Below are 24,377 nucleotides of genomic sequence, written 5' to 3' on the forward strand. Positions count from 1 at the left end.
GCGGCAGAACCTGCAAGGATGGTCTGCGTGACCCGAGTATTGGCGGTGGCCAACCAAAAGGGTGGGGTGGCCAAGACAACCACGGTCGCGTCCTTGGGGGCGGCTTTCGCGGACGCGGGCAAGCGTGTGTTGCTCGTCGACCTGGACCCACAGGGCTGTCTGACGTTCTCGCTGGGCACCGACCCGGACAAGCTGCCGGTGTCGGTGCACGAGGTGCTGCTCGGCGACGTCGAACCGAACGCGGCCTTGGTCGACACGGCCGAGGGCATGACGCTGCTGCCGGCCAACATCGACCTGGCCGGCGCGGAAGCCATGCTGCTGATGCGGGCCGGCCGCGAGTACGCGCTCAAACGCGCGCTGGACAAGCTCGACCAGTTCGACGTGGTGATCATCGACTGTCCCCCGTCGCTGGGTGTGCTCACGCTCAACGGTCTGACCGCTGCCGACGAAGTGATCGTGCCGCTGCAGTGCGAGACGCTGGCGCACCGCGGGGTGGGGCAGTTCCTGCGCACGGTCGACGACGTGCAGCAGATCACCAACCCGAACCTGAAGCTGCTGGGCGCGCTGCCGACGCTGTACGACTCGCGCACCACGCACAGCCGCGACGTCCTGCTCGACGTCGCCGACCGCTACAACCTGCCGGTGCTGGCGCCGCCGATCCCGCGCACGGTGCGCTTCGCGGAGGCCAGCGCGTCCGGGTCGTCGGTGCTGGCGGGCCGAAAGAGCAAGGGCGGCATGGCTTATCGCGATCTGGCGGCCGCACTGCTGAAGCATTGGAAGTCCGGCAAGGCGCTGCCGACCTTCACGCCGGAGATCTAAGTCTTCGGGCCGAACGCCGCGACCGCGTCACCGTGCTGCTCGATCACCATCGAGCCGGTGACGGTCGGGACCACCGGACCGGATCCGGCGGGGTGGGTGACGGGAATGATGCGTTCGCTGGTGCCGCTGGTCGGCTCGTAGACCCCGATGCCGTTGGTGAGCGGGATGAGCAGCCGGCCGGCCATCATTGCCCCGGGACCCAGCGGAGCCACCGCCGCGGACGCCTCGATCGTGTAGCGGTAGGACAGCCGGGCGTCGAAAACCTCCACGCTGTCGCCGGTCCACCAGGTGTAGAGATCGCCCGCGTGGGTGACGGCCTGAGCCGAATTGGCAAGCACCGGAGGCTTTTTCAGCAGCGTGCTGGCGATCTTGCTGCCGGTCTCGTCGTAGACGGCGATCTGCGGTTGCGGCGACGGCAGGTACACCGCGGTGGTGGTGCCCTCCACCGCCAGCACGCGCGCCTCGGAATCGGCGGCGACACCCGGTAGCGGGACGTTCTTGGTGTCGGGTTCGTCTTCTTCCTTCGCCGGCTTGAGCAGCGTCAGGCGCAGGTCCTTCTGGTCGCGGCAGGCTTCCATCACCGACACCGCTTCGTCGCTGGCCGCCGCCGACATCAGCGTGCAACCGGCCCCGATGCCCTGGTTGACCGGCTTGACCCGGGCGTCGATCTCGCCGTAGGACAGCATCCGCACCAGATCTGAGCGCCACAACTCCAACCGGGTCGGCCCGGCCGACAGCACGGCGCTGCCGTTGGAGCTGAGCACCACGTGCTTGTCGGCGTAGGCGGTGCGGGTCGGGCCGCGCCGACCGGTGCCTCCGCTGATGCTGCTGACCTGTCCGCAGCCGCGCGCGTCGGGGTACACCGCGACGGCGAGGTCGTAGACGTAGGACACCCCGCACAGATTGGTGTCGCGGGCATACGTCCACCGGATCTGGCCGGTCTGCGGATCATGGCCGTCGACGGTCCGCCTGTCGCCGGTTACCACCGTGCCGCCCACCACGATCGGACTCAGCGTGCGCGGGCTCGTCGCGGTCCACAGCTGATCCAGCGTGTCGGGAACCACCCGCGCCGGGACCGGATTGGGCGTCGGCGAGGTGGCGGGCCGGCTGATCGTGGCCCGCGCGGAACTGTTCCACCAGAACAGTGCGGCGATGACGGCCACGACAAGCGCGATCGTCGCAGCGGCGACGAGATCGCCTGTGGTGCGGCGCTCGGGTCTGACCATCTAGGCGACGATAGCGGTCGTCAGCCTGCGGTTGCGGGGGCCTCGGCGGTGTTGCGCGGACGACGCCGGCGACGCCGCTTGCGCGCCGGGCTGTCGTCGCCGCCCTCGGTCTTGACGGTGGCACCGTCGGCCGGGGCGTCCGTCGTCTCGACGTGCCCGGTGGCGCCCTGGCCGCCGCGGGTGCGCCGACGCGAACGATTGCGCGCGGGCCGATCGCGGTTGGAGTCGGTGGAGCTGATCCGGGTGCCGTCCTGCGTCTTGCTGGGCGACTTGGCGCCCTGCGATTTGCGCGCGGCGCCGATCGAGCCGCCGGCCTCGGTCGGGATGTTCAGTTCGGTGTACAGGTGCGGGGAGCTGGAGTAGGTCTCCGCCGGGTCGGGGCACTCGAGCTTGAGGGCCTTGTCGATCATCGACCAGCGCTCCAACTCGTCCCAGTCGACCAGGGTGATCGCGATACCGGTCTTGCCGGCGCGGCCGGTGCGCCCGATGCGGTGCACGTAGGCCTGCTCGTCCTCGGGAATCTGGTAGTTGATGACGTGCGTGATGTCGTCGATATCAATGCCTCGAGCTGCCACGTCCGTAGCCACGAGCACATCGATATCGCCGTTGCGGAACGCCTTGAGGGCTTTCTCACGGGCGATCTGGCCAAGGTCGCCGTGCACGGCGCCGACCTTGAAGCCGCGCTCGGCCAGCTCGTCGGACACCTTCTGCGCGGTCCGCTTGGTGCGGGTGAAGATCATCGTCGCGCCGCGGCCTTCGGCCTGCAGGATGCGGCTGACCATCTCGACCTTGTCGAGTGCGTGCGCGCGGTAGACGAACTGCTCGGTGGTGTCGTGGGTGGCCGACCCTTGCACGCCTTCGGCGCGGATGTGGGTGGGCTGGTTCATGAAGGTGCGGGCCAGCGTGATGATCGGATCCGGCATGGTCGCCGAGAACAGCATGGCCTGCCGCTCGCTCGGGATCTGCTTGAGGATCCGCTCGATGTCGGGCAGGAAGCCCAGGTCGAGCATTTCGTCGGCCTCGTCGAGCACCAGCACCGAAAGGCCGCCGAGCTGCAGATGGCCCTGCTGGGCGAGGTCGAGGAGGCGGCCCGGGGTGCCGACAACCACGTCGACGCCCTTCTGCAGCGCCTCGATCTGCGGCTCGTACGGGCGGCCGCCGTAGATGGCGGTGACGGTCAGCTTGCGAGACTCGTCGGCCTGCAGGTACTTCGATGCGGCGACGAGGTCGCCGTGGACCTGCAGGCAGAGCTCGCGGGTCGGGACCACGACGAGCGCGCGCGGAGTACCGGTCAGCGGTCGCGTGGTGTCGGTGGTGATGCGGTGCAGCAGCGGCACACCGAACGCGAGGGTCTTGCCCATACCGGTGCGGGCCTGGCCGATGAGGTCATCGCCGGCCAGGGCCATCGGCAGGGTCTGTTCCTGGATGGCGAAGGCGTATTCCTTGCCTTCTTCAGCGAGCGCGCGGACGATCTCGTCACGCACTCCGAGCTGGGCGAATGAAAGCTGGGGGTGAGTTGTCAATGGTGTCATGTGGTGGCGTTGTGCCTTCCGTAGTCGGTCCTCGAATGCGTTGTCACGCGCGCACGAGTTCTGACTTCGGAATGGACTCGGGCTCAAATTATCGATGCCCCGAATCGCCGGGCCCTGCACTGAGGGAGGCGGGCCCACTGCGTGCACGCACAGTTCCTTGACCACGCCTCACGGCGTTCGTCAGCCCCCATCATAGCTGGTCGCGCTCTCCGAGACGGATCGGCGCTCCAGCCGGGACTACAGTGACGGCCATGACCGCCCCTCAGCCCGCCGCGGACTCACCGGCGCGGATCACCGCCGACCATCCCGGTGTCAACGAGTTGTTCGCGCTGCTGGCCTACGGCGAGGTGGCGGCCTTCTACCGGCTGACCGACGAGGCGCGGATGGCTCCCGACCTGCGGGGCCGGATCAATATGGCCAGCATGGCCGCTGCCGAAATGGCGCACTATGAGCTGCTGCGCGAGGCGCTGGAGGCGCGCGGTGTGGACGTCGTCCCGGCGATGACGCGCTACGCCTCGGCGCTGGAGAACTACCACCGCCTGACGACGCCGAGCACCTGGCTGGAGGCGTTGGTCAAGACCTATGTCGGTGATGCTTTGGCGGCCGACTTCTACCTGGAAATCGCCGACGTGTTGCCCGACGAGGTGGCCGGCGTGGTGCGCGGCGTGCTGTCGGAGACCGGTCACTCGCAGTTCGTGGTCGCCGAAGTCCGCAAGGCCGTGACCAGCAGTGGACGGCAGCGCAGCCGATTGGCGCTGTGGTCGCGCCGGTTGCTCGGCGAGGCGATCACTCAGGCTCAGTACGTGCTGGCCGAGCGCGATGAACTGGTCGACCTGGTGCTGGCCGGTCCGGGTGGACTCGGGCAGGTCGCCGACTTCTTCGACCGTCTGCAGCGCACACACGCCGAGCGGATGGGCGAGCTGGGGCTCGCTTAACGGTTGCAGGTCGCTGAGATCGTGTTGTCGGTCGAGGCGGCCACGGTCGCGCCGTGCGCATCGGTGATCCAGCAGTTCAGCTGACTTCCGTTGCTGCTGGCCGTCACGTAGTTCACCGGAACGGTCGGGATGACGGTCAATCGCCAGGGCAGTGAGACGTTCTCGACGGTGCGCAGGGCGCCGGCCTCGTCGGCGTAGGTGATCGTCACCGGATCGTCGGGGCGCTGGTTGCCCGCGACGGTGTAGACGATCTCGGCGGAGTTGACCTGCACCTGCGCCAAGGGTGCGGCGGCCGCGCCGGGCGGGGTGACCCGGACCGGGGTCTCCACCGGCAGACCCGGGACCGTGACGGTGACCGGCGCCGGCGGTGGCGTCGATGTCCGCGGGCCGGGAATGGCCACGACCGTCCGGGTCGGGGTGGCGCCGGAGTCCGCGGTGATGCTCGCGGCGTCGCCGGTGCGCACGACGAACGTCGTCGCCGCGGCGGCGAGCACGACACCGCCGGTGGTCAGCGCCACGCGAGGCCACTGGACCAGCCGCTGTCGGCGCTTCTTGTCGCTCACACGGCAAGGTTATGGACGCTCGTGCGTCGGTGCGGCGCGCCGCGCCTGTCTGTTGCCATGCTGTTATCGCAGCTTGACGCCCTATTCGCTAACCGCGAACGACTGGCCGCGACCGCGCGCACCGGCGTCCACTAGCCTTCTGGTGAGTAGTCGCAGTCGAGAGAGAAGGGGCCAGCGTGGAGGTCAAGATCGGTGTCACGGACAGTCCGCGTGAGCTCGTGTTCAGCAGCTCCCAGACGCCCGCTGAGGTCGAAGAGTTGGTGACCTCGGCGTTCTCGGGCAACGGCCCGGATGTGCTGAGCCTGACCGACGACAAGGGACGCCGTTTTCTGGTCCAGACCAGCAAGATCACGTACGTCGAGATCGGTGTCGCCGACGTGCGCCGGGTCGGGTTCGGGATCGCCGCCGGCGGACCTGCCGGCGCGTAGCCGCTAGGAGCGGGTCAGCGGGACGTGTGACAGTCCGCCCCAGGCGAATTGCACCGTCCCGTCGACCGCGACCTCCTTGGAGACCGGGCGGTCGGCGTCCAGCCAGTACCGCGCGCAGTCGACGCTGATGGCCACCAGGCCGACGGCGATCATGCGAGCGCGGTGCGGATCCAGCCCTGAATCGCGGCTGATCAGGTCGAACACCGCATCTGTGCAGGATTCGGTCGCCACTTTCACCTGCGAAGCGACCTGCGGTTCGGTGACGTAGTCGTTCTCGAAGATCAGCCGGTAACCCTGGCTGTCGTGCTCGATGAAATCGAAGAAGGCCTGCACCGCCGCACGCAGCCGCTGCCGGTTGTCGGTGGTGGTGCGCAGGGCCTGCCTGACCCCGGACACCAGGTTCTCGACGTGCCGGTTCAGCACGGCCAGATAAAGCTCGAGCTTGCTCGAAAAATGTTGGTACAGAACGGGTTTGCTCACGCCGGCCCGGTCGGCGATCTCGTCCATCCCGGCGGCGTGATAGCCGCGGTCGACGAAGACCTCACTGGCCGCAATCAGCAGCTGACCGCGTCGCTCATCTCGCGGCAGGCGGCTCCCGCGCCGCGGGGTGGTGGCGGCGGGACGGTCGCCATTGGCCGTTCGGGCGGACTTCCGCTCGGCCGTGTCGGCGAGTTCGCTCATCGAGTCCTCAATCTGGTGGTGTGGCCGGGCGCCATGCCCCCGCGCGCCCTGCCCCGTCGGATCGAGGTTACTACCCGGGTGGTGTTACTCGCCCGTAGCAGCATCCGGCGCACGGGCGCGCCGGAAGTGCGGCGTTCGGCTGTTGTGCCATCCTGGGGCGGTGACCTACGACCCGGGGCACCGCGGCGGCGGTCGTGTGCCGGTGCTGCGAGACGAGTGGCGGGAGCCGCTGCGCGCGCTGCGCGACCCGTTGGCGGAGGAGTCGGGCCGGGCCAGATCCAACCGGGAGCAGCGTCGTCAATGGCGTAAACAGAGCTGGTTGGGCCGGTTCATCTCCACCTACGGCTGGCGCGCCTACGCGCTGCCGGTCCTGGTGGTCGTCACCGGAATCGTCCTGTACCAAACGATCACCGGAACCGCCGCTCCGGCTGTTGAACCCACCGCCCAGCGCGCAGTGCAGGGGCCCCCGACGATCGGGTCGAGCGGCACAGCCATCATCGGCGCGCCGCCGCGCGGGCTCACCGAGTTCGACGCCAACCTGCCGACCGGGATCCTGCCCGAGGGTGGCGCGTTCACCGAGGCAGGCGCCAAGACGTGGCACATCGTGCCGGGCACGACGCCGAAGGTCGGTGAGGGCACCGCGAAGACGTTCACCTACACCGTGGAGGTCGAGGACGGCGTCGACACCGCGTCGTTCGGCGGCGACGAGGGTTTCGCCCGGATGGTCACCGAGACCCTCGGCAACCCCAAGAGCTGGATTCACAATCCACAGTTCGCCTTTCAGCGGGTCGATGCCGCCGACGTCAAGCCCGACTTCCGGGTGTCGCTGACCTCGCCGATGACCGTGCGCGAGGGCTGCGGCTACGAGATCCCGCTCGAGTCGTCCTGCTACAACCCGGCCTACGGGCCCGACGCGCAACCGCGGGTCTTCATCAACGAGTCGCGCTGGGTGCGAGGCGCGGTGCCGTTCCAGGGCGACATCGGTTCGTATCGCCAGTACCTGGTCAACCACGAGGTTGGCCACGCGATCGGCTACCAGCACCACGAGCCGTGCGCCGACAGCGGCGGACTGGCGCCGATCATGATGCAGCAGACGTTCTCCACCGACGACAACGACGCGTCGCGCTTCGACCCGGAGTACGTGAAGGCCGACGGAAAGACCTGCCGGTTCAACCCCTGGCCGTATCCGATCGCGTAGGTCCGGGAAGCACTCGCAGCTGTTTGCCGTTGCTCTGGCCAGCTGCTGAGATGGATGGTGAACGTTCATCGGGCTAGTGCCGAACTGATCCAAGGAGTGCCGGTGCCCTCGCTGCCGCCGCTGGTCGAGCCAGCCGCCGAACTCACCCGCGAGGAGGTCGCGCGGTACAGCCGCCACCTGATCATCCCGGACCTGGGTGTCGATGGGCAGAAGCGGTTGAAGAACGCCAAGGTGCTGGTGATCGGAGCCGGCGGACTGGGTTCGCCCACCCTGCTGTATCTGGCGGCCGCCGGCGTCGGCGCCATCGGGATCGTCGAATTCGATGTCGTCGACGAGTCCAACCTGCAGCGCCAGATCATCCACGGCCAGTCCGATATCGGCCGCTCGAAGGCCGAAAGTGCCCGCGATTCCATCCTCGAGGTCAACCCGCTGGTGACGGTGCGCCTGCACGAGCAGCGGCTGGAACCGGACAACGCGGTGCAGCTGTTCGAGCAGTACGACCTGATCCTCGACGGCACCGACAACTTCGCCACCCGCTACCTGGTCAACGACGCCGCGGTGTTGGCGCACAAACCCTACGTGTGGGGTTCGATCTACCGCTTCGAAGGCCAGGCCTCGGTGTTCTGGGAGGACGCGCCGGACGGTCTGGGCTTGAACTACCGCGACCTCTATCCCGAGCCGCCGCCGCCCGGCATGGTGCCGTCGTGCGCCGAGGGCGGTGTGCTGGGCATCCTGTGCGCGTCGATCGCCTCGATCATGGGCACCGAGGCCATCAAGCTGATCACCGGGATCGGTGAGACGCTGCTGGGCCGGCTGATGATGTACGACGCGCTGGAGATGTCGTATCGCACGATCACGATCCGCAAGGATCCGCAGACCCCGAAGATCACCGAGCTCATCGACTATGAGTCGTTCTGCGGTGTGGTGTCCGACGTCGCTGCCGAAGCCGCGCAGGATTCCACGGTCACGCCGCGTGAACTGCGCGAGCTGCTCGATTCGGGCCGGAAGCTGGCGCTGATCGACGTCCGCGAGCCGGTCGAGTGGGAGATCAACCACATCACCGGCGCCGAGCTGATCCCGAAGTCGATGATCGAGTCCGGCGAGGGCTTGTCGAGGTTGCCGCACGACCGCACGCCGGTGCTGTACTGCAAGACCGGGGTGCGCTCCGCGGAGGCGTTGGCCGTGGTCAAGAACGCTGGTTTCACCGATGCGCTGCATCTGCAGGGCGGCATCGTGGCCTGGGCGAAGCAAATCGATCCCGACATGGTCGTCTACTGACGGCTACTTTGCGTCGCGACAATTTAGGCTGTCGGGGTGGCTGACGGGGTTAATGACGAGCGCCCGCCTGAGCATGTTCTGGCAGCGTTTGGTCTCAAGGGCCACGACCCTGAACCGCTCGGCGCGGGTTGGGAAGGCGGCTTCAAGTGCGGCGAGGTCGTGTTGTCGGTGATTGCCGACCACGCCAGGGCCGCCTGGTCGGCAAAGGCTCGCGAAACGTTGTTCGTCGACGGGGTGCGGCTGGCGCGGCCGGTCCGGTCCACCGACGGACGCTATGTGGTGTCGGGTTGGCGGGCAGACACATTCGTCGCCGGTAGCCCCGAACCCCGCCACGACGAGGTCGTTTCGGCCGGGGTACGGCTGCACGAGGCGACCGCCAAACTGGAGCGCCCCCGGTTCCTGACGCAGGCACCGGTCGCGCCGTGGAGCGATGTCGACGTGTTCATCGCCGCCGACCGCGCCGCGTGGGAGGAACGCCCGCTGCACTCGCTGCCGCCCGGCGCGCTGGTGGCGCCGGGTTCGGCAGACGGCGAGCGGTCGGTGGAGCTGATCAATCAGCTGGCCGGCCTGCGCAAACCCACCAAGAGTCCGAACCAGCTGGTGCACGGCGACCTGTACGGCACGGTGTTGTTCGCCGGGACGGCCGCGCCGGGCATCACCGACATCACGCCGTACTGGCGGCCGGCGTCGTGGGCGGCCGGGGTGGTCGTCGTCGACGCCCTGGCGTGGGGCGAGGCCGACGACGGTCTCATCGAGCGGTGGGACGCACTGCCGGAGTGGCCGCAGATGTTGTTGCGCGCCTTGATCTTCCGGCTCGCCGTGCATGCGCTACATCCGCGTTCCACGGCGGCCGCGTTCCCCGGGCTGGCACGTACCGCCGCGCTGATTCGGTTGGTGCTCTAGAACTCGTGGCGCGCGTGCGCCAAATCCACCCGGCCGTCGTCGGCCAACACACCCTCGGCGCGCAGCAACTCGAGCTGGCGGGTGACCAGGTGAGCGGCCGGGCGACCCGACGCCGTGATCACCCGATGCCACGGCAGGTCCGAGGAGTCGGTGCGCATGATCCAGCCGACGATGCGCGGGCTGGAAAGCTCTGCCGCCGAGGCGATGTCACCGTAGGTGGCCACCCGGCCTGCCGGGATGGACGCCACCAATGCGCGCACCCGCTCGACCTGCTCGTCGGTGATCGGGGCCATCGCTAGCGCTCCAGCAGATCCCGGATGACCTTCGCGGTCTCCGCAGGTTTGGCGTGCGGCACCATGTGCTGGCATTCGACGTCGACCAGGGTGAAGTCGGCGCCGAGCCGGCCGGACAGGGCGTCGATCAACTCAGCGCTGACATACGGGGGATCGGTCCACAGCGCGCGCACCAGCGTCGTCGGAGTTCCGTTGTGCGGCAGCACGATATCGCGGGCCAGTTCACTCCAATACGACATCATCGCCGGTACGCAGATCCGCCAGCCGTAACGGCCGTTGGGTAGTGCGATGAGATGTTCGTCGAGATCCTCATCGAGTTCGGCCGGGTCCACGTCGGCCCACGAGCCGCCGAACTTTTCGGCGCGCGCCTCGTCGCGGTCGGGGTAGTCGGGGGAGGCCAGCATGGAGTCGGCGATCTCGCGCATCCACTGCCCGTCGAGGCCGATCGCGGGATCCAGCAGTGCCACGCCCGACACCAGATCCGGGCACGTCGCCGCCAGATGCAGTGCGATCGCGCCGCCGAACGAATGGCCGACCACCACCACCGGCCCGTCGGCGTCGTTCTCCACCAGGGTGGCCAGCGCGGCGACGTTGGCGTCCATCGTCCACGGTGCCGACCACGACGATCTGCCGTGCCCGATCAGATCGGGTGCGGCCACTGCGAATTCGGGCAGATGCTGCTCGGAGAGTGCCCGCCAGCGGCGGCCGTGTCCGGTCAGGCCGTGGATGGCCAGCACCTGGATCGGCCCGGCGGGGCCGAAGCGGTGGACGTGAAGATCGTGGGTCACGGTTCTCATGCTGCCAGTTCGCGTTTCTGTCGGTGGGGCGTGGTGACATACCGGCATGACCACCGCACTGCTGGCCCCGGCGGCCGAGCCTACCGATGTGCTCCGCCCGGAGCTGCGCGGCACGGTGCGTATCGTCGGCGGCCCGGGCACCGGTAAGACCAGCCTGCTGGTCGCGGCAGCCGCGGCACACATCACCGCAGGCACCGACCCGGAATCGGTTCTGCTGCTGACGGGTTCGGGTCGGCTGGCCGCATCCACCCGCAGCAAGCTCACCGCCGAACTGCTGGCGGCGCGCTCGGCCGAACCGTGCCGCGCGGTGGTGCGCGAACCGCTGGTCCGCTCTCTGCACAGCTACGCGTTCGCGGTGCTGCGGCAGGCCGCCGCCCGCGCCGGTGACCCACCACCGCGCCTGGTCACCGGCGCCGAGCAGGACGGCATCATCCGCGAACTGCTCGCCGGTGACCTCGAGGACGGCGACGCGTCGTCGTCACGCTGGCCGCAGCTCCTTCGTCCGGCCCTGACCACCGGCGGATTCGCCACCGAACTGCGAGACCTGCTGGCCCGCTGCGCCGAGCGCGGCGTGGACCCGCTGCAGCTGCAGCGCATCGGCCGGCTGTCCGGGCGGCCCGAGTGGGCGGCCGCCGGCCGATTCGCTCAGCAGTACGAGCAGGTGATGCTGCTGCGCGCGGCCGTCGGCACAGCCGCGCCGCAGGCCACCGTGCCGGCACTCGGCGCGGCCGAACTGGTCGGTGCCGCACTGGAGGCGCTGGCCTCCGATGCCGAGCTGCTGGCGGCCGAGCGCTCCCGGATCCGGCTGCTGCTCGTCGACGATGCCCAGCATCTCGATCCGCAGGCCGCGCGGCTGGTTCGGGTGTTGGCCGCCGGCGCTGAGCTGACCCTGCTGGCCGGTGATCCCAATCAGGCGGTCTTCGGTTTCCGCGGCGCAGATCCGGCCATCCTGACCACCGCCGACACCCCGGTGGTCGAGCTGAGCCGCTCCTATCGCTGCGCGCCCGCGGTGGCGCACGCGATCAGTGGGATCGCCGCGGGTCTGCCGGGCAGCACCGCGTGGCGGGCCTTGGGCGGCAACGACGGTGAGGACGGTTCGGTGACCGTGCGGGTGGCCGGTTCGGCGCACGCCGAGGCGGCGCTGATCGCCGACACGCTGCGCCGCGCGCACCTCGTCGATGGGGTGCCGTGGTCGCAATTGGCCGTTATCGTCCGGTCGCCGTCGGCGGCTGCCGCGCTGCCACGTGCGCTGGCCGGCGCCGGTGTCCCGGTCGACGCGGCTCACCTCGCCGGTCCTGTCGCCGAACAGCCTGCGGCACAAGCCTTGTTGAGCGTGCTGGCCGCCACCGTCGACGGCCTCGACAGCGAGCAGGCGGTGTCGCTGCTGACCGGGCCGATCGGCCGGGTGGATCCGGTGACCCTGCGCCAGCTGCGCCGGGCACTGCGCCGGAGCGGTTCCGGCGACTTCGGGGAACAGCTTGTCGCCGCACTCACCACTGGTCCGGTCGACCTGCCGGCGACGCTCGCCCGCCCGGTGAATCGGGTGCGCGCGGTGCTGACCGCGGCGGCCCGCGGTCACTCGCGGAATCGCGACCCCCGCTACGCCCTGTGGCAGGCGTGGGAGCGCACCGGACTGCAGAAGCGGTGGCTGAACGCGGCCGAGCGCGGTGGGACCGAGGGTGCTCTGGCCGATCGTGACCTTCAAGCCGTCACCGCATTGTTCGACATCGCCGACGACTACGTCACACGCACCACCGGTGCGTCGTTGCGTGGACTGCTGGATCATGTTGCGGGCCTGCAACTTCCGCCGGTCAGCGCCGACGGCCCGGCATCGGAGACCGTCGCCGTGCTGAGCCCGCACGCGGCACTGGACCGGGATTGGGATCTGGTCGTGATCGCCGGTGTGCAGGACGGCCTGTGGCCCAACACCACACCGCGCGGTGGGGTGCTGGGCACCCAACGGCTGCTCGACGTGCTCGACGGCCTGGGCGATGACGTGTCGGCGCGGGCTCCGCTGCTGGCCGAGGAACGCAGGCTGCTCATCGCGGCGATGGGTCGGGCCCGGCACAAGCTGTTGATCACCGCCGTCGACAGCGACGCCGGCGATGACGCCGCGTTGCCGTCGCCGTTCGTCGCCGAGCTGGAGAACTACGCATCCGGAGACTCCGACCGGCCCACCCAGCCGGCCGTCGCGCCGCCGGTGCTGGCGCCGGCGGCGGTCGTCGGCCGGCTGCGGTCCGTGGTGTGCGCCCCGTCGGGGTCGGTGAGCGAGGGTGAACGTGCCACGGCCGCACAGCAATTGGCGCGGTTGGCGGCCGATGGTGTCACCGGCGCCGACCCCGCCCAGTGGTACGGCATGACGGCCGTGAGCTCGCTGGACCCGCTGTGGAGCGGTGAGCAGCACACCGTCACACTCAGCCCGTCGACCCTGCAGACGCTCGCCGACTGCCCGCTGCGCTGGCTGGCCGAACGGCACGGCGGCAGCGACCGTCGGGATCTGCGTTCCACGCTCGGGTCGGTGGTGCACGCGCTGATCGCCGACTCCGGCAGCGCCGAGCAGTTGGCCGCGGATCTGGAAAAGCTGTGGAGCACAATCCCGTTCGATTCGCCGTGGTACAGCGACAACGAACTCGACCGGCATCGCGCCATGCTCGAGGCGTTCGTGGCATGGCGTTCGGCGACCCGCCACGAGCTGACCGAGATCGGCACCGAAGTCGACATCGACGGGGTGATCGCCGAACCCGAGGACGGTCAGCCCGGGGTGCGGGTGCGCGGGCGGGTCGACCGGCTCGAGCGTGACGCGGAAGGCCGGCTGGTGATCGTCGACGTCAAGACCGGCAAGAGCCCGGTCACCAAAGACGAGGCTGCCCGCCACGCCCAACTCGGGCTCTACCAGCTGGCCATCTCCGAGGGTGCGATCGCCGACGGTGATCGTCCCGGCGGCGGGCGACTGGTGTACGTCGCCAAACCGAACGCGTCGGGCGCCACCGAACGCGAACAGTCCCCGCTGACCCCGGAAACCACCGACGAGTGGCGCCAGACCGTGCAGCAGGCCGCGGCCGCGACCGCTGGGCCCCAGTTCGTCGCCCGGGTCAACGACGGCTGCACGCATTGCCCGATGCGCGCGGCCTGCCCCGCGCACACCGCGCCGCGAACGGAGCCGTCATGACCTACAGCCCCACCGAACTTGCTGACGCACTTGGTCTTCCGACTCCCACCGACGAGCAGGCCGCGGTGATCGCCGCCCCGCCCGGGCCGCTGGTCGTCATCGCCGGCGCCGGCGCCGGCAAGACCGAGACCATGGCCGCGCGCGTGGTGTGGTTGGTGGCCAACGGATTCGCCGATCCGGGACAGGTGCTCGGGTTGACCTTCACCCGCAAGGCAGCCGGGCAACTGCTGCGCCGCGTGCGCTCCCGGCTGGCCCGCCTGGCCGGTCACCTCGGCGGTGCCGCGCCGCAGGGTGCGCCGACGGTGAGCACCTATCACGCGTTCGCCGGCGCGCTGCTGCGCGAGTACGGCCCGCTGCTCCCCGTGGAACCCGACGCCCGGCTGCTCAGCGAAACCGAGTTGTGGCAACTGGCTTTCGAGGTGGTCAGCAGTTACCCCGGACCGTTGGACACCGAGAAGGACCCGGCGGGTGTCACCCGGATGGTGCTTAAACTGTCCGGCGAGCTCGCTGAGCACCTGGTCGACACCGATCAGTTACTCGACACCCACCTCGAACTCGACCGCCTGGTGCATCATCTGCCGGCCGGGCGGTACCAGCGTGACCGCGGCCCCAGCCAATTCCTGCTGAGCATGCTGGCCACTCAGACCGAACGGACGGCGTTGGTGCCGTTGATCGATGCCCTGCACGCGCGGATGCGGGCCGACAAGGTGATGGACTTCGGGTCGCAGATGTCGGCGGCCGCGCGGCTCGCCTCGACGTGCCCGCAGGTGGGGGAGCAGCTGCGCGACCGGTATCGGGTGGTGCTGCTCGACGAGTATCAGGACACCGGCCATGCTCAGCGGATCGCCCTGTCGTCGTTGTTCGGCGCCGGTGCCGATAAAGGTCTGGCGCTCACCGCGGTCGGCGACCCGATCCAGTCCATCTACGGCTGGCGTGGGGCGTCGGCGACCAACCTGCCGCGGTTCACCACCGACTTCCCGCAAGCCGACGGCTCCCCGGCGCCCACCCTGGAGCTGCGAACCAGCTGGCGCAATCCGCCGACGACGCTGCACATCGCCAACGAGATCTCGGCCGAAGCCCGCCGCCGCTCGGTCGCGGTGCGGGCGCTGCGGGCACGTCCGGGCGCCCAAGCGGGCACGGTGCGCTGTGCACTGCTCAACGATGTGGCCGCCGAGCGGGAGTGGGTGGCCGACCACATCGCCGCGCGATACTCCGCTGGCGACGAGCCACCGACCGCCGCAGTGTTGGTGCGCCGCAACGCCGACGCCGGTCCGATCGCCGAGGCATTGAGCGCCCGTGGTGTGCCCGTCGAGGTCGTCGGCCTGGCCGGGCTGCTGTCGATCCCGGAGGTCGCCGACGTGGTGGCGATGGTGCGCCTGGTCGCCGATCCGGCGGCCGGGGCGGCGGCAGTGCGGGTGTTGACGGGTCCGCGCTGGCAACTCGGCGCAGCCGACCTGGCCGCGCTGTGGCGGCGGGCCGTCGCGCTCGACGGCGCGCGGCCGGCGGTCGCGTCCGCCGAGCAGATCATCGCCCTGGCAGCACCCGATGCCGACACCGCAAGCCTGGCCGACGCCCTGGCTGACCCGGGTCCGGCCGAGGCGTACTCCGCAGAGGGACACCGCCGCATCACCCAGCTCGCGAACGAATTGGCACGACTGCGAACACTATTGAGCCATCCGGCCACCGAGCTCGTCGGCGAGGTGCGTCGAGTGCTAGGCGTGGACGTGGAGGTGCGGGCCGCCCGACCGGTCGCGGCGGGATGGTCCGGAGCCGAGCACCTCGACCGGTTCGCCGATGTCGTCGCCGAGTACGCCGCCCGGCCAGGGTCATGCGTCAACGGGCTGCTGGCCTACCTCGACGCCGCGGAGCTCGTCGAGAACGGCTTGGCGCCCGCGGAAGTCAGCGTGGCCACCGGACGCGTGCAGGTGCTGACGGTGCACGCCGCCAAAGGGCTGGAGTGGCAGATCGTTGCCGTCCCGCACCTGTCGGCCCGGGTGTTTCCGTCCACTGCGTCCAAGCGCACCTGGCTCTCCGATGCCGCCGACCTGCCGCCGCTGCTGCGCGGTGACCGGGCAGCGGAGGGTCTGCACGGGGTCCCGGTGCTCGACACTCAGCACGTCACCGATCGAAAAGCGTTGTCCGACAGCATTATGGCGCACAAGAAACAACTCGAGCAGCGTCGCCTCGACGAGGAACGCCGACTGCTGTACGTCGCGATCACCCGCGCCGAAGACACCCTGCTGCTCTCCGGCCACCACTGGGGCCCGACCGAGAGCAAGCCGCGTGGGCCATCGGACTTCCTGTGCGAAATCAAGGACATCATCGACGACGCCGACGCGGCGGGGCAGCCCTGCGGCGAGGTGGAGCAGTGGGCACCGCCGCCCGCCGACGGGGAGCCAACCCCGTTGCGCGACAGCGTTCGTGAAGCGATCTGGCCCGCGGATCCACTCGGGCGGGCTCGCGCCGACATCGAGAACGGCGCGGCGCTGGTCCGCGCCGCCGCGACGGGCGCCATCCAGGACACCGGCGAAGATCCGGAGGGCTGGACGGCCGACGTCGACGCCCTGCTGGCCGAACGGTCGCGGGTCGCCGCGCCGCCGCCGGTCGAACTCCCGGGGCAGCTGTCGGTCAGCGCGCTGGTCGAACTCGACCGCGACCCGTCGGCATTAAGCCGGTTGGCGCGCAGGCTGCCGTCGCGTCCGGATCCACACGCGATCCTGGGCACCGCGTTCCATGAATGGGTGCAGCGCTTCTACGGCGCCGAGCGGCTGTTCGACCTCGACGATCTGCCCGGCGCCGTCGACGGTGCGGCCACCGAGACCGAGGAGCTCGCGAAACTGCAGAAAGCCTTCAACGGATCGCCGTGGGCGGCACGCACACCGGTGGACGTCGAAGTGCCCTTCGAGATGGCGATCGGCGACACAGTGGTGCGCGGGCGGATCGACGCGGTGTTCGCCGATGCGGACGGCGGTATGACCGTCGTCGACTGGAAGACCGGCGAGCCGCCCGCCGATGACGACGCCAAGCGCCACGCCGCCGTGCAGCTCGCCGTCTACCGCCTAGCGTGGGCGGCGATCAAGAACTGCCCGGAGTCGCAGGTTCGCGCGGCGTTCCACTATGTGCGCGCGGGCGTCACCGTCATGCCGGAAAACCTCGCCGGCCCAGAGGAATTGGTGGCGCTGCTGGACCGCGGACTTATTTCGCGGTGAACGCCCGCTCGACGAACAATTCCAGATCGGCGTCGCTGACGCCGAGACCCAGCAGGTGTCGCAGGTAGATCGGCGCGAGGATGCAGTCGACGATGACCGTGAAATCCATCAGGGGCTCACCACGCTCGCGGCTGCGATCGAGCATCCCCTGAAATTGCATCGCCCGTTGGACCAGAAACGACTGGCGTTGCTCGGCCGTCATATCGGCAGCGCCGATCAGTGCTTGGAGGAACGCCAACCGACCGGGCCGAGCGATCTCCGCGGCCGCCTGTCGGGCGTAGGCCAGCAGATCACCGCGCAACGATCCGGTGTCGGGCATGGGTGCGGTTTCAGCAAGCCTGGCCGCTTCGACGTCCAGGATGACTGCCTCCAGGCTGCCCCAGCGCCGGTAGACGCTGGTCGGATTGACGCCGGCACGCCGGGCCACGTCGGCCACCGTGAAGCCGCCCGGTCCGGCCTCGGCCAGCAGTGCATCCACCGCCTCGTGCACTGCTGCCACCACTCGGGCGCTTCGCCCACCGGGCCGCCGGCGCACCTCCACGTTCTCCGCCACCCCGACAGCTTAAAGCACCAGCTCTTGCTTTTAGACCACAACCGTCGTACGGTCGCTTAAAGCAAATGAAAATGACTTAAGGAGACGCCATGGAACCCGTTCTGTTCCCCGACGACACCTCGTTCTGGTTCGAGACCCTGCGGGTGCTTGGCGCCACCGCCTACGGCGGAGCCGATATCGGGGAGGTGCTGACCACGGCGCAGGCCATCACCGCCGGTGACTACGACAGCTGGTACGACCAGTGGCTGGCCACCGCCGACTGGGTCGCCGGCGAGGCTGAGAAGGCCTTAGCCGCAGGGCATTTCGTGAGTGCACGAGACGGCCTGATGCGCGCGAGCAACTACTACCGCTCGGCTGACTTCTACCTGCACGGCAACCCGCGCGATCCGCGCATCAGCCACGCGTACACCCGGGCCCGCGAAACATTCGTTGCCGCAGCGGCTCTGCTGGATCCGCCCGTTGAACCGATTGAGATCCCGTATGAGAACACCGTGCTGCACGGTTACTTCTATCCCGCGATGCGCCGTACCAGCGGAGGGCAGATCCCGACGATCATCATGCACAGTGGCTTCGACGGCACCTGCGAAGAAATGCAGTGGCTGGGTGCGGCGGCCGCCCAAGAACGCGGCTACAACGTCGTCACCTTCGACGGACCCGGCCAGCCGGCCGCACTGCACTTCGACGGCCTGGTGTTCCGGCCCGATTGGGAACACGTCGTCACACCGGTGCTGGATTGGACGCTGCTACGTCCCGACGTCGACCCGAACAAGGTCGCCCTGTACGGCGCCTCCATGGGTGGACTGCTGGCGCCGCGGGCTGCCGCGTACGAACACCGCCTCGCCGCGTGCATCGCGTTCGACGGTGTCTACGACATGGGCTTGACGGCTGCCGCCTGGGTTCCCGGTGACCGGGCCGAGATCGAAACCATGTTGCGCGCGGAGTCAGCGCCGGAGGCCGACGCCGCGATCGAACAGCTGATGGCGACCAACCCGAATATCCGTTGGGCCGCAACGCATGGCCAGTACGCCCTAGGGGTGGACAGTCCTCGTGCGCTCTTCGGGGCGTTCCTCGACTACACGCTCGCGGGCGGGGTGGCCGAGCAGATCACCTGCCCGACACTGGTGTGCGAAGCAGCCAGCGACATCTTCTTCGAGGGGCAGCCCCAGCTGCTGTTCGATCACCTCAGCTGCCCGAAAACGCTGCTGAAGTTCACCGACGCCGAGGGCGCCGGCGCGCACTGCCAGGTCGGTGCGGGACGCCTGGCCTTCGCCCGCATCTTCGATTGGCTCGACGAGACGCTGGCGGTGTCTGCCCGCTAGTAGCGCGGCGCGTTGCGCCGGATGGCCAGCGCCTGAGTGATCATCGGGACCTGCAGCGGCAGGCGTGCCAGTGCCACCAGCTTCATCGGCAGCGGCTTGTCCTTCCACAGCCGAACCATGTTGACGTTGGCCGGGAACACCGCGAGGAACAACGCGATCGCGAACGCCGCACCGGCACGCCGGGTGCGCGGCACCAGCAGCATGGTGCCGATACCGACCTCGGCCACGCCCGAGGCGTAGGTGTAGAACCGAGCGTCACCCGGGAGTTCGGCGGGCACGATCTCGTCGAATGGCTTGGGGGCCAGGAAGTGCCCGACACCGATGCCGATGAGCATCAGCGCGGTCCGGTAGGCAGGCAGCTGGCTGGCGCTGCGTGTCGGTTCGAGTTCGGTAGTCGTCGTCGGCATGGGTACATAATGCTGGAGTGGTGACGCGCAGGCCGAAAAACGTGGAGGCGAGAGTGTGTCGGACACGATGACGGAGTCGCGTGGCCAAGGGTAGGTTGCGGCGCAGGCTCGAGGCGATCGACGAGAACCTGGCAGCCAAGCCCGACAGCGCACTCGTCGACTATCTGCACATCCCGGAGAAGTTCGTCAGTCCGGGCCGCCGCATCGCCCGCAGGCTGCTCTATGCCATGACGGCGTTGTTCCTCGCCGTCTTCATCGTCTACCTCGACCGCGACGGCTACCGCGACGTCCGCGAGGGACCGCTGACCTTCCTGGACTGCCTGTACTACGCAACGGTGTCGCTGTCGACCACGGGCTACGGCGACATCACACCGTTCACCGAGACCGCGCGCCTGGTCAACGTCCTGGTCATCACCCCGCTTCGGGTGGCGTTCCTGATCGTGTTGGTCGGTACCACCGTCGAAACCCTGACCACGGCGTCGCGGCAGGCTCTCAAGATCCAGCGTTGGAGGAACAGCGTGCGCAACCACACCGTCGTCATCGGGTACGGGACGAAGGGCAGGACGGCTGTCGCCGCGATGATCGGCGACGGGGTGGCACCGGCCGACATCGTCGTCGTCGACACCGACCAAACCTCGCTGGACCGGGCCAACGCGGCCGGACTGGTCACCGTGCGCGGTGACGCCAACAAGTCCGACGTGCTGCGCCTGGCCGGCGCACAGCACGCGAACTCGATCATCGTCGCCACCAACAGCGATCCGACCGCGGTGCTGGTCACGTTGACCGCCAGGGAGCTGGCCCCGAAAGCGAAGATCATCGCCTCGGTGCGGGAAGCCGAGAATCAGCACCTGCTGCGCCAGTCCGGCGCCGACTCGGTGGTCGTGTCCTCAGAGACCGCAGGGCGCCTGCTCGGTATCGCCACCACGACGCCCAGCGTCGTCGAGATGATCGAAGACCTGCTGACCCCGGACGCCGGGTTCGCCATCGCCGAGCGCGAGGTCGAGCACAAGGAGGTGGGCGGGTCGCCGCGGCACCTGCCCGACATCGTTCTCGGAGTGGTCCGGGAGGGGAAGCTGCTGCGCGTCGACGACGCGCAAGTAGACGCCCTCGAAGCCACCGACCGGCTGCTCTACGTCCGCGCTACCGGAGAAGACTGACGACGTGGCTTTCCGACTGCGGAACATTCCGCTGCTCTCGCGCGTGGGTGCCGACCGTGCCGACCACCTGCGCACCGACGTCGACGCGGCCATCGCCGGCTGGGCTGATGCCGCGCTGCTGCGCGTCGACCACCGCAACCAGGTGATGGTCGCCGGCGGCCGCGTGTCGCTGACGTCGGCGGCCAAGCACGCCGACAAGCCGCCGGCCGATGCAGTGTTCCTCGGTCGCCTGGAGGACGACCGCCACGTGTGGGCGGTGCGCGCGGCGCTGGAGGCGCCCGAGGACGGCGACGGCGAGGTGTCCGACCTTCGCCGTGGCGGTCAGCAGATCGACGATGTCAGCGCCCAGCTGCTCGCGTCAGCCCTCGCCTTGCTGAACTGGCATGAGAATGCGCGGTACAGCGCGGTGGACGGCTCGCCGACCAAGGCGGTCAAGGCCGGGTGGTCGCGGCTCAATCCGCTCACCGGCCACGAAGAGTTTCCGCGCATCGACCCGGCGATCATCGTGCTGGTGCACGACGGCCACGACCGCGCGGTGCTGGCCCGCCAGACGGTGTGGCCGCAGCGACTGTTCTCCTTGCTCGCCGGGTTCGTCGAGGCGGGGGAGTCGTTCGAGAGCTGCGTGGTGCGCGAGGTCAACGAGGAGATTGGCCTGTCGGTAAGCGATGTCGAGTACCTGGGCAGCCAGCCGTGGCCGTTCCCGCGGTCCTTGATGGTCGGCTTTCACGCGATCGGCGATCCCGAGCAGGAGTTCGTGTTTCGCGACGGCGAGATCGCCGAGGCGGCGTGGTTCACCCGGGCCGAAGTCCGCGAGGCGCTCGAGCACGGCGACTGGAGCAGTGACTCGCCGTCGAAACTTCTGCTGCCGGGCTCGATCTCGATCGCCCGCGAGATCATCGAATCCTGGGCGGCCGGGTAACGCCCAAACCGACGATCGACAGCGAAAGTGCGAGACGAACGCTGCAAAACGTCGATCTCGGCGCGGGCTTTACGACGCCAGCTTGGCCTGAACCTCTTTGAGGCTGGGGTTGGTCAGCGCTGAACCGTCGGCGAACTTCACGGTCGGGACGGTCTGGTTGCCGTTGTTGACCGACATCACGAACTTCGCGGCTTCCGGGTCGTGCTCGATGTCGACCTCGGCGAAGGAGATCCCCGCCGATTTCAGCGCGGTCTTCAGGCGCTTGCAGTAGCCGCACCACACGGTGGAGTACATGGTGAGCTGGGGATCGTTGCCACTCATGAGCTCGAACCTAGCGGAGCGTCACCGTGCAATGTCCCCACCCCCTGCCAAGATGGAGCGCATGCCGGTGACCGTCGACCATCTGACCGGCCTCGACGACGAACAGCGCGAGGCCGTGCTGGCCGCCAGGGGGCCGTTGTGTGTGCTCGCCGGCGCCGGCACCGGTAAGACCCGCACCATCACCCACCGCATCGCGCACCTGGTGGCCAACGGTCACGTCGCCGCGGGGCAGGTGCTGGCGGTGACGTTCACCTCGCGGGCCGCGGGGGAGATGCGTTCCCGGCTGCGGGCGATGGACGCGCAGAACATGGGCGCTTCGGTCGGGTCGGTGCAGGCGCTGACGTTCCACGCCGCGGCACGCCGTCAGCTGCGCTACTTCTGGCCGCGGGTCGTCGGCGATACCGGCTGGGAACTGCTGGACAGCAAGTTCTCTGTTGTCGCGCAGGCCGCGAGCCGGGCCCGGCTGCAGGTCAGCACTGACGACGTCCGCGACCTCGCCGGTGAAATCGAGTGGGCCAAGGCCTCTTTGATCAGCCCCGAGGCGTATGCGGCGGCGGTGGCCAAAGTGCAGCGTGACATCCCGCTCGACGCCGAGAAGGTCGCCACGGTCTACGCCGGTTACGAGAAGCTGAAAGCCAACCGCGACGGGATCGCGCTGCTGGACTTCGACGACCTGCTGCTGCACACCGCCGGGGCGATCGAAAACGACGCGGCGGTGGCCGCCGAGTTCCGCGACCGCTACCGCTGTTTCGTCGTCGACGAGTATCAGGACGTCACCCCGCTGCAGCAGCGGGTGCTCGATGCGTGGCTGGGCAACCGCGACGACCTCACCGTCGTCGGCGATGCGAACCAGACCATCTATTCGTTCACCGGCGCCTCGCCGCGCTATCTGCTCGACTTCTCCCGCCAGTTCCCGGACGCGACGGTTGTCCGCCTCGAGCGCGACTACCGCTCCACTCCGCAGGTGGTGTCGCTGGCCAACCGGGTGATCGCGGCCGCGCGCGGCCGGGTGGCCGGTAGCAAGCTGCATCTGATCGGTCAGCGCGATCCGGGCCCGTCGCCGACTTTCCATGAGCACCCCGACGAGGTCGCCGAAGCGGCGTCGGTCGCGCGGTCGATCAAGCGGCTCGTCGAATCCGGAACGCCGCCAGCCGAAATCGCGGTGCTGTACCGCATCAACGCGCAATCTGAAGCCTACGAAGAGGCGCTCACCGAGGCTGGTATCCCGTTCCAGGTGCGCGGCGGCGAGGGCTTCTTCAGCCGCCAGGAGATCCGCCAGTCGCTGCTGGCGTTGCAGCGGGCGGCCGAACGCGGTGCCGAAGGGCCGCTATCCGAAATGGTGCGCCAGATCCTCGAACCGCTCGGGCTGACCGACGAACCGCCGGCCGGCACCAAGGCCAGGGAGCGCTGGGAGGCGTTGACCGCGTTGGCCGAACTGGTCGACGAGGAAGTCGCCGCCCGACCGCAGCTCGACCTGCCCGCACTGGTCGCCGAATTGCGGGTGCGCGCCGATGCCCGGCACCCACCGGTGGTGCAGGGTGTGACGCTGGCGTCGCTGCATGCCGCCAAGGGCCTGGAGTGGGACGCGGTGTTCCTGGTGGGCCTGGCGGACGGCACGCTGCCGATCTCGCACGCACTGGCCCACGGCCCCGACAGTGAGGCAGTGGAGGAGGAGCGTCGCCTGCTGTACGTCGGAATCACCCGTGCGCGAATGCATTTGGAGCTCAGCTGGGCATTGGCCCGCACCCCGGGCGGTCGGCAGGGCCGGCGTCCGTCACGCTTCCTCAACGGCATTGCGCCACAGACGCAGGCCGAGCCGACGCCGAACCGGCCACGCAGGCAGAAGGGCGCCACCCCGCGCTGCCGGGTGTGCAACGCGGTGCTCAGCACTCCGCCGTCAATCATGTTGCGCCGCTGCGAAACCTGCTCGGTCGACGTCGACGACGAGCTGCTGGCTCAGCTCAAGGACTGGCGGCTGCGCACCGCCAAGGAGCTGAAAGTGCCTGCCTACGTTGTCTTTACGGACAACACGCTGATCGCGATCGCCGAGTCGCTGCCGGCCGATGATGCGGCGCTGGTGGCAATCCCTGGCATCGGTGCCCGCAAGCTCGAGCAGTTTGGTCCTGACGTGCTCGAGTTGGTGCGGGCACGGCAGTAGGTCAGCGGCCGGGGCCGTAGTTGCCGGTCCTGGTGGTCGCGTTCGTGCCGTTGTCGGCGATCCCCGAGGTGCCCTGGCCGGTATAGCTGTTCACGTCGCCGACGCCCTGGGTGGCCGTACCGCCCGGATGGTTGGCGGTGGCGCCACCGGTATAGCTCGACGGCCCGCCGACGCCGAGGGTGGCGCCTGTGCAGTGCAGGTGACACAGGTTGTTGGACGTCGAACCGCCGGTATAGCTTGACGGCCCGCCGACGCCGAGAGTGGGCCCGAAGCCGGCTCCGGTAACAGCGCCTGATTCGCCGCCGCTGTGCTCCGACGCCGCGGCGACGGGCGTGCCGTTCAACGCGATCGCCGCGAACAACCCGAGAGAGCCAACCGTCAGAATTCTTCGGTGACGCCGAATCGGACTGTGCTTGAGGGCTTTTCGCCGTATCTGATCCATGCCTCAATGATGGCTGCAGAGACTCGCCAGGTCACGGGACTCATACTGAAAACAAATGTATGCCCGCCGC

22 protein-coding genes are annotated in these 24,377 nt (G+C 69.0%); 12 read left to right on the forward strand and 10 right to left on the reverse strand.

Going from position 1 to position 24,377, the window contains the following annotated elements:
• The first annotated feature begins 18 nt into the window (after window positions 1-18).
• Complete coding sequence (locus K0O64_RS07730; protein ID WP_071947018.1) at window positions 19-819, forward strand: ParA family protein; 801 nt, start codon at window positions 19-21, stop codon at window positions 817-819.
• Here the strand turns inward: K0O64_RS07730 and K0O64_RS07735 are convergent.
• Complete coding sequence (locus K0O64_RS07735) at window positions 816-2,045, reverse strand: Rv3212 family protein (RefSeq protein ID WP_220046257.1); 1,230 nt, start codon at window positions 2,043-2,045, stop codon at window positions 816-818. The genes K0O64_RS07730 and K0O64_RS07735 overlap by 4 nt on opposite strands.
• A gap of 20 nt (window positions 2,046-2,065) precedes the next feature.
• Complete coding sequence (locus tag K0O64_RS07740; protein WP_220046258.1) at window positions 2,066-3,577, reverse strand: DEAD/DEAH box helicase; 1,512 nt, start codon at window positions 3,575-3,577, stop codon at window positions 2,066-2,068.
• Window positions 3,578-3,828: 251 nt separating this feature from the next.
• Here K0O64_RS07740 and K0O64_RS07745 point away from each other — a divergent pair, with 251 nt between their 5' ends.
• On the forward strand, window positions 3,829-4,512 hold the full coding sequence (locus K0O64_RS07745; protein WP_071947015.1) for a ferritin-like fold-containing protein: 684 nt from the start codon (window positions 3,829-3,831) through the stop codon (window positions 4,510-4,512).
• Here the strand turns inward: K0O64_RS07745 and K0O64_RS07750 are convergent.
• Complete coding sequence (locus K0O64_RS07750; protein WP_220046259.1) at window positions 4,509-5,075, reverse strand: MmpS family transport accessory protein; 567 nt, start codon at window positions 5,073-5,075, stop codon at window positions 4,509-4,511. The genes K0O64_RS07745 and K0O64_RS07750 overlap by 4 nt on opposite strands.
• 176 nt (window positions 5,076-5,251) lie before the next feature.
• Here K0O64_RS07750 and K0O64_RS07755 point away from each other — a divergent pair, with 176 nt between their 5' ends.
• Window positions 5,252-5,503 carry a DUF3107 domain-containing protein gene (locus K0O64_RS07755; protein WP_071947013.1) on the forward strand — a complete coding sequence of 84 codons (252 nt, stop codon included), beginning with the start codon at window positions 5,252-5,254 and terminating at the stop codon, window positions 5,501-5,503.
• Between the two features lie 3 nt (window positions 5,504-5,506).
• Here the strand turns inward: K0O64_RS07755 and fasR are convergent, their stop codons facing one another.
• A complete protein-coding gene (gene fasR / locus K0O64_RS07760; RefSeq protein ID WP_071947012.1) occupies window positions 5,507-6,184 on the reverse strand; it encodes an HTH-type transcriptional activator FasR in 678 nt (225 codons plus the stop codon).
• Between the two features lie 160 nt (window positions 6,185-6,344).
• Here fasR and K0O64_RS07765 point away from each other — a divergent pair, with 160 nt between their 5' ends.
• The 3 genes from K0O64_RS07765 to K0O64_RS07775 are packed head-to-tail and all read left to right on the forward strand — an operon-like array spanning window position 6,345 to window position 9,563.
• Entirely contained in the window at window positions 6,345-7,382 is a 1,038-nt protein-coding gene (locus tag K0O64_RS07765; protein WP_071947011.1) for a DUF3152 domain-containing protein, read from the forward strand.
• Window positions 7,383-7,436: 54 nt separating this feature from the next.
• A complete protein-coding gene (gene moeZ, locus K0O64_RS07770) occupies window positions 7,437-8,660 on the forward strand; it encodes an adenylyltransferase/sulfurtransferase MoeZ (RefSeq protein ID WP_220046260.1) in 1,224 nt (407 codons plus the stop codon).
• Between the two features lie 36 nt (window positions 8,661-8,696).
• Entirely contained in the window at window positions 8,697-9,563 is an 867-nt protein-coding gene (locus K0O64_RS07775) for a TIGR02569 family protein (RefSeq protein ID WP_220046261.1), read from the forward strand.
• Here K0O64_RS07775 and K0O64_RS07780 read toward each other — a convergent pair.
• Both K0O64_RS07780 and K0O64_RS07785 read right to left on the reverse strand, forming a co-directional pair.
• Window positions 9,560-9,856 (reverse strand): MGMT family protein, encoded by a 297-nt coding sequence (locus K0O64_RS07780; RefSeq protein ID WP_071947008.1) that lies wholly within the window; start codon window positions 9,854-9,856, stop codon window positions 9,560-9,562. The genes K0O64_RS07775 and K0O64_RS07780 overlap by 4 nt on opposite strands.
• Window positions 9,857-9,858: 2 nt before the next feature.
• Window positions 9,859-10,644 (reverse strand): alpha/beta fold hydrolase, encoded by a 786-nt coding sequence (locus tag K0O64_RS07785; protein ID WP_220046262.1) that lies wholly within the window; start codon window positions 10,642-10,644, stop codon window positions 9,859-9,861.
• 55 nt (window positions 10,645-10,699) lie between these two features.
• Between K0O64_RS07785 and K0O64_RS07790 the strand changes: the two genes are divergently transcribed.
• Window positions 10,700-13,822 carry an ATP-dependent helicase gene (locus tag K0O64_RS07790; protein ID WP_220046263.1) on the forward strand — a complete coding sequence of 1,041 codons (3,123 nt, stop codon included), beginning with the start codon at window positions 10,700-10,702 and terminating at the stop codon, window positions 13,820-13,822.
• Entirely contained in the window at window positions 13,756-17,031 is a 3,276-nt protein-coding gene (locus K0O64_RS07795; RefSeq protein WP_425574761.1) for an ATP-dependent helicase, read from the forward strand. Before K0O64_RS07790 ends, K0O64_RS07795 begins: the two co-directional genes overlap by 67 nt.
• On the opposite strand, the gene K0O64_RS07800 is transcribed toward K0O64_RS07795, so the two are convergent.
• Window positions 17,018-17,584 (reverse strand): TetR/AcrR family transcriptional regulator, encoded by a 567-nt coding sequence (locus K0O64_RS07800; RefSeq protein ID WP_220046265.1) that lies wholly within the window; start codon window positions 17,582-17,584, stop codon window positions 17,018-17,020. The two genes, K0O64_RS07795 and K0O64_RS07800, sit on opposite strands and share 14 nt — an antisense overlap.
• Before the next feature lie 89 nt (window positions 17,585-17,673).
• Between K0O64_RS07800 and K0O64_RS07805 the strand changes: the two genes are divergently transcribed.
• Window positions 17,674-18,903 carry an alpha/beta hydrolase family protein gene (locus K0O64_RS07805; RefSeq protein WP_071947005.1) on the forward strand — a complete coding sequence of 410 codons (1,230 nt, stop codon included), beginning with the start codon at window positions 17,674-17,676 and terminating at the stop codon, window positions 18,901-18,903.
• Here the strand turns inward: K0O64_RS07805 and K0O64_RS07810 are convergent.
• Window positions 18,900-19,310, reverse strand: a complete 411-nt coding sequence (locus K0O64_RS07810) for a DoxX family protein (protein WP_071947004.1) — start codon at window positions 19,308-19,310, stop codon at window positions 18,900-18,902. The two genes, K0O64_RS07805 and K0O64_RS07810, sit on opposite strands and share 4 nt — an antisense overlap.
• Window positions 19,311-19,390: 80 nt before the next feature.
• Here K0O64_RS07810 and K0O64_RS07815 point away from each other — a divergent pair, with 80 nt between their 5' ends.
• Together K0O64_RS07815 and nudC are read left to right on the forward strand one after the other, a co-directional pair.
• A complete protein-coding gene (locus tag K0O64_RS07815; RefSeq protein WP_071947003.1) occupies window positions 19,391-20,467 on the forward strand; it encodes a potassium channel family protein in 1,077 nt (358 codons plus the stop codon).
• A gap of 4 nt (window positions 20,468-20,471) precedes the next feature.
• On the forward strand, window positions 20,472-21,386 hold the full coding sequence (gene nudC / locus K0O64_RS07820) for an NAD(+) diphosphatase (protein ID WP_071947002.1): 915 nt from the start codon (window positions 20,472-20,474) through the stop codon (window positions 21,384-21,386).
• 69 nt (window positions 21,387-21,455) lie between these two features.
• Here the strand turns inward: nudC and K0O64_RS07825 are convergent, their stop codons facing one another.
• Complete coding sequence (locus K0O64_RS07825) at window positions 21,456-21,707, reverse strand: mycoredoxin (RefSeq protein WP_071947001.1); 252 nt, start codon at window positions 21,705-21,707, stop codon at window positions 21,456-21,458.
• Between the two features lie 52 nt (window positions 21,708-21,759).
• On the opposite strand from K0O64_RS07825, the gene K0O64_RS07830 reads away from it, so the two are divergent.
• Entirely contained in the window at window positions 21,760-23,865 is a 2,106-nt protein-coding gene (locus K0O64_RS07830) for an ATP-dependent DNA helicase UvrD2 (RefSeq protein WP_071947000.1), read from the forward strand.
• Between the two features lies 1 nt (window position 23,866).
• Here the strand turns inward: K0O64_RS07830 and K0O64_RS07835 are convergent, their stop codons facing one another.
• Window positions 23,867-24,307, reverse strand: coding sequence for a hypothetical protein (locus K0O64_RS07835; protein ID WP_125477405.1), 441 nt, complete (start codon window positions 24,305-24,307; stop codon window positions 23,867-23,869).
• Between the last annotated feature and the right edge of the window lie 70 nt (window positions 24,308-24,377).

The sequence above is a fragment of the Mycolicibacterium pallens genome (assembly GCF_019456675.1).
In the GTDB taxonomy this organism is placed as follows: Bacteria; Actinomycetota; Actinomycetes; order Mycobacteriales; family Mycobacteriaceae; genus Mycobacterium; species Mycobacterium crocinum.

Bases quoted from the DNA above. Each gene is read 5' to 3' on its own strand.
- K0O64_RS07830 (WP_071947000.1), top strand. From the start codon at position 21,760: ATGGAGCGCATGCCGGTGACCGTCGACCATCTGACCGGCCTCGACGAC.
- K0O64_RS07790 (WP_220046263.1), top strand. From the start codon at position 10,700: ATGACCACCGCACTGCTGGCCCCGGCGGCCGAGCCTACCGATGTGCTC.
- K0O64_RS07730 (WP_071947018.1), top strand. From the start codon at position 19: ATGGTCTGCGTGACCCGAGTATTGGCGGTGGCCAACCAAAAGGGTGGG.
- K0O64_RS07780 (WP_071947008.1), bottom strand. From the start codon at position 9,856: ATGGCCCCGATCACCGACGAGCAGGTCGAGCGGGTGCGCGCATTGGTG.
- K0O64_RS07825 (WP_071947001.1), bottom strand. From the start codon at position 21,707: ATGAGTGGCAACGATCCCCAGCTCACCATGTACTCCACCGTGTGGTGC.
- K0O64_RS07745 (WP_071947015.1), top strand. From the start codon at position 3,829: ATGACCGCCCCTCAGCCCGCCGCGGACTCACCGGCGCGGATCACCGCC.
- K0O64_RS07735 (WP_220046257.1), bottom strand. From the start codon at position 2,045: ATGGTCAGACCCGAGCGCCGCACCACAGGCGATCTCGTCGCCGCTGCG.
- K0O64_RS07810 (WP_071947004.1), bottom strand. From the start codon at position 19,310: ATGCCGACGACGACTACCGAACTCGAACCGACACGCAGCGCCAGCCAG.
- K0O64_RS07835 (WP_125477405.1), bottom strand. From the start codon at position 24,307: ATGGATCAGATACGGCGAAAAGCCCTCAAGCACAGTCCGATTCGGCGT.
- K0O64_RS07805 (WP_071947005.1), top strand. From the start codon at position 17,674: ATGGAACCCGTTCTGTTCCCCGACGACACCTCGTTCTGGTTCGAGACC.
- K0O64_RS07740 (WP_220046258.1), bottom strand. From the start codon at position 3,577: ATGACACCATTGACAACTCACCCCCAGCTTTCATTCGCCCAGCTCGGA.
- moeZ (WP_220046260.1), top strand. From the start codon at position 7,437: ATGGTGAACGTTCATCGGGCTAGTGCCGAACTGATCCAAGGAGTGCCG.
- fasR (WP_071947012.1), bottom strand. From the start codon at position 6,184: ATGAGCGAACTCGCCGACACGGCCGAGCGGAAGTCCGCCCGAACGGCC.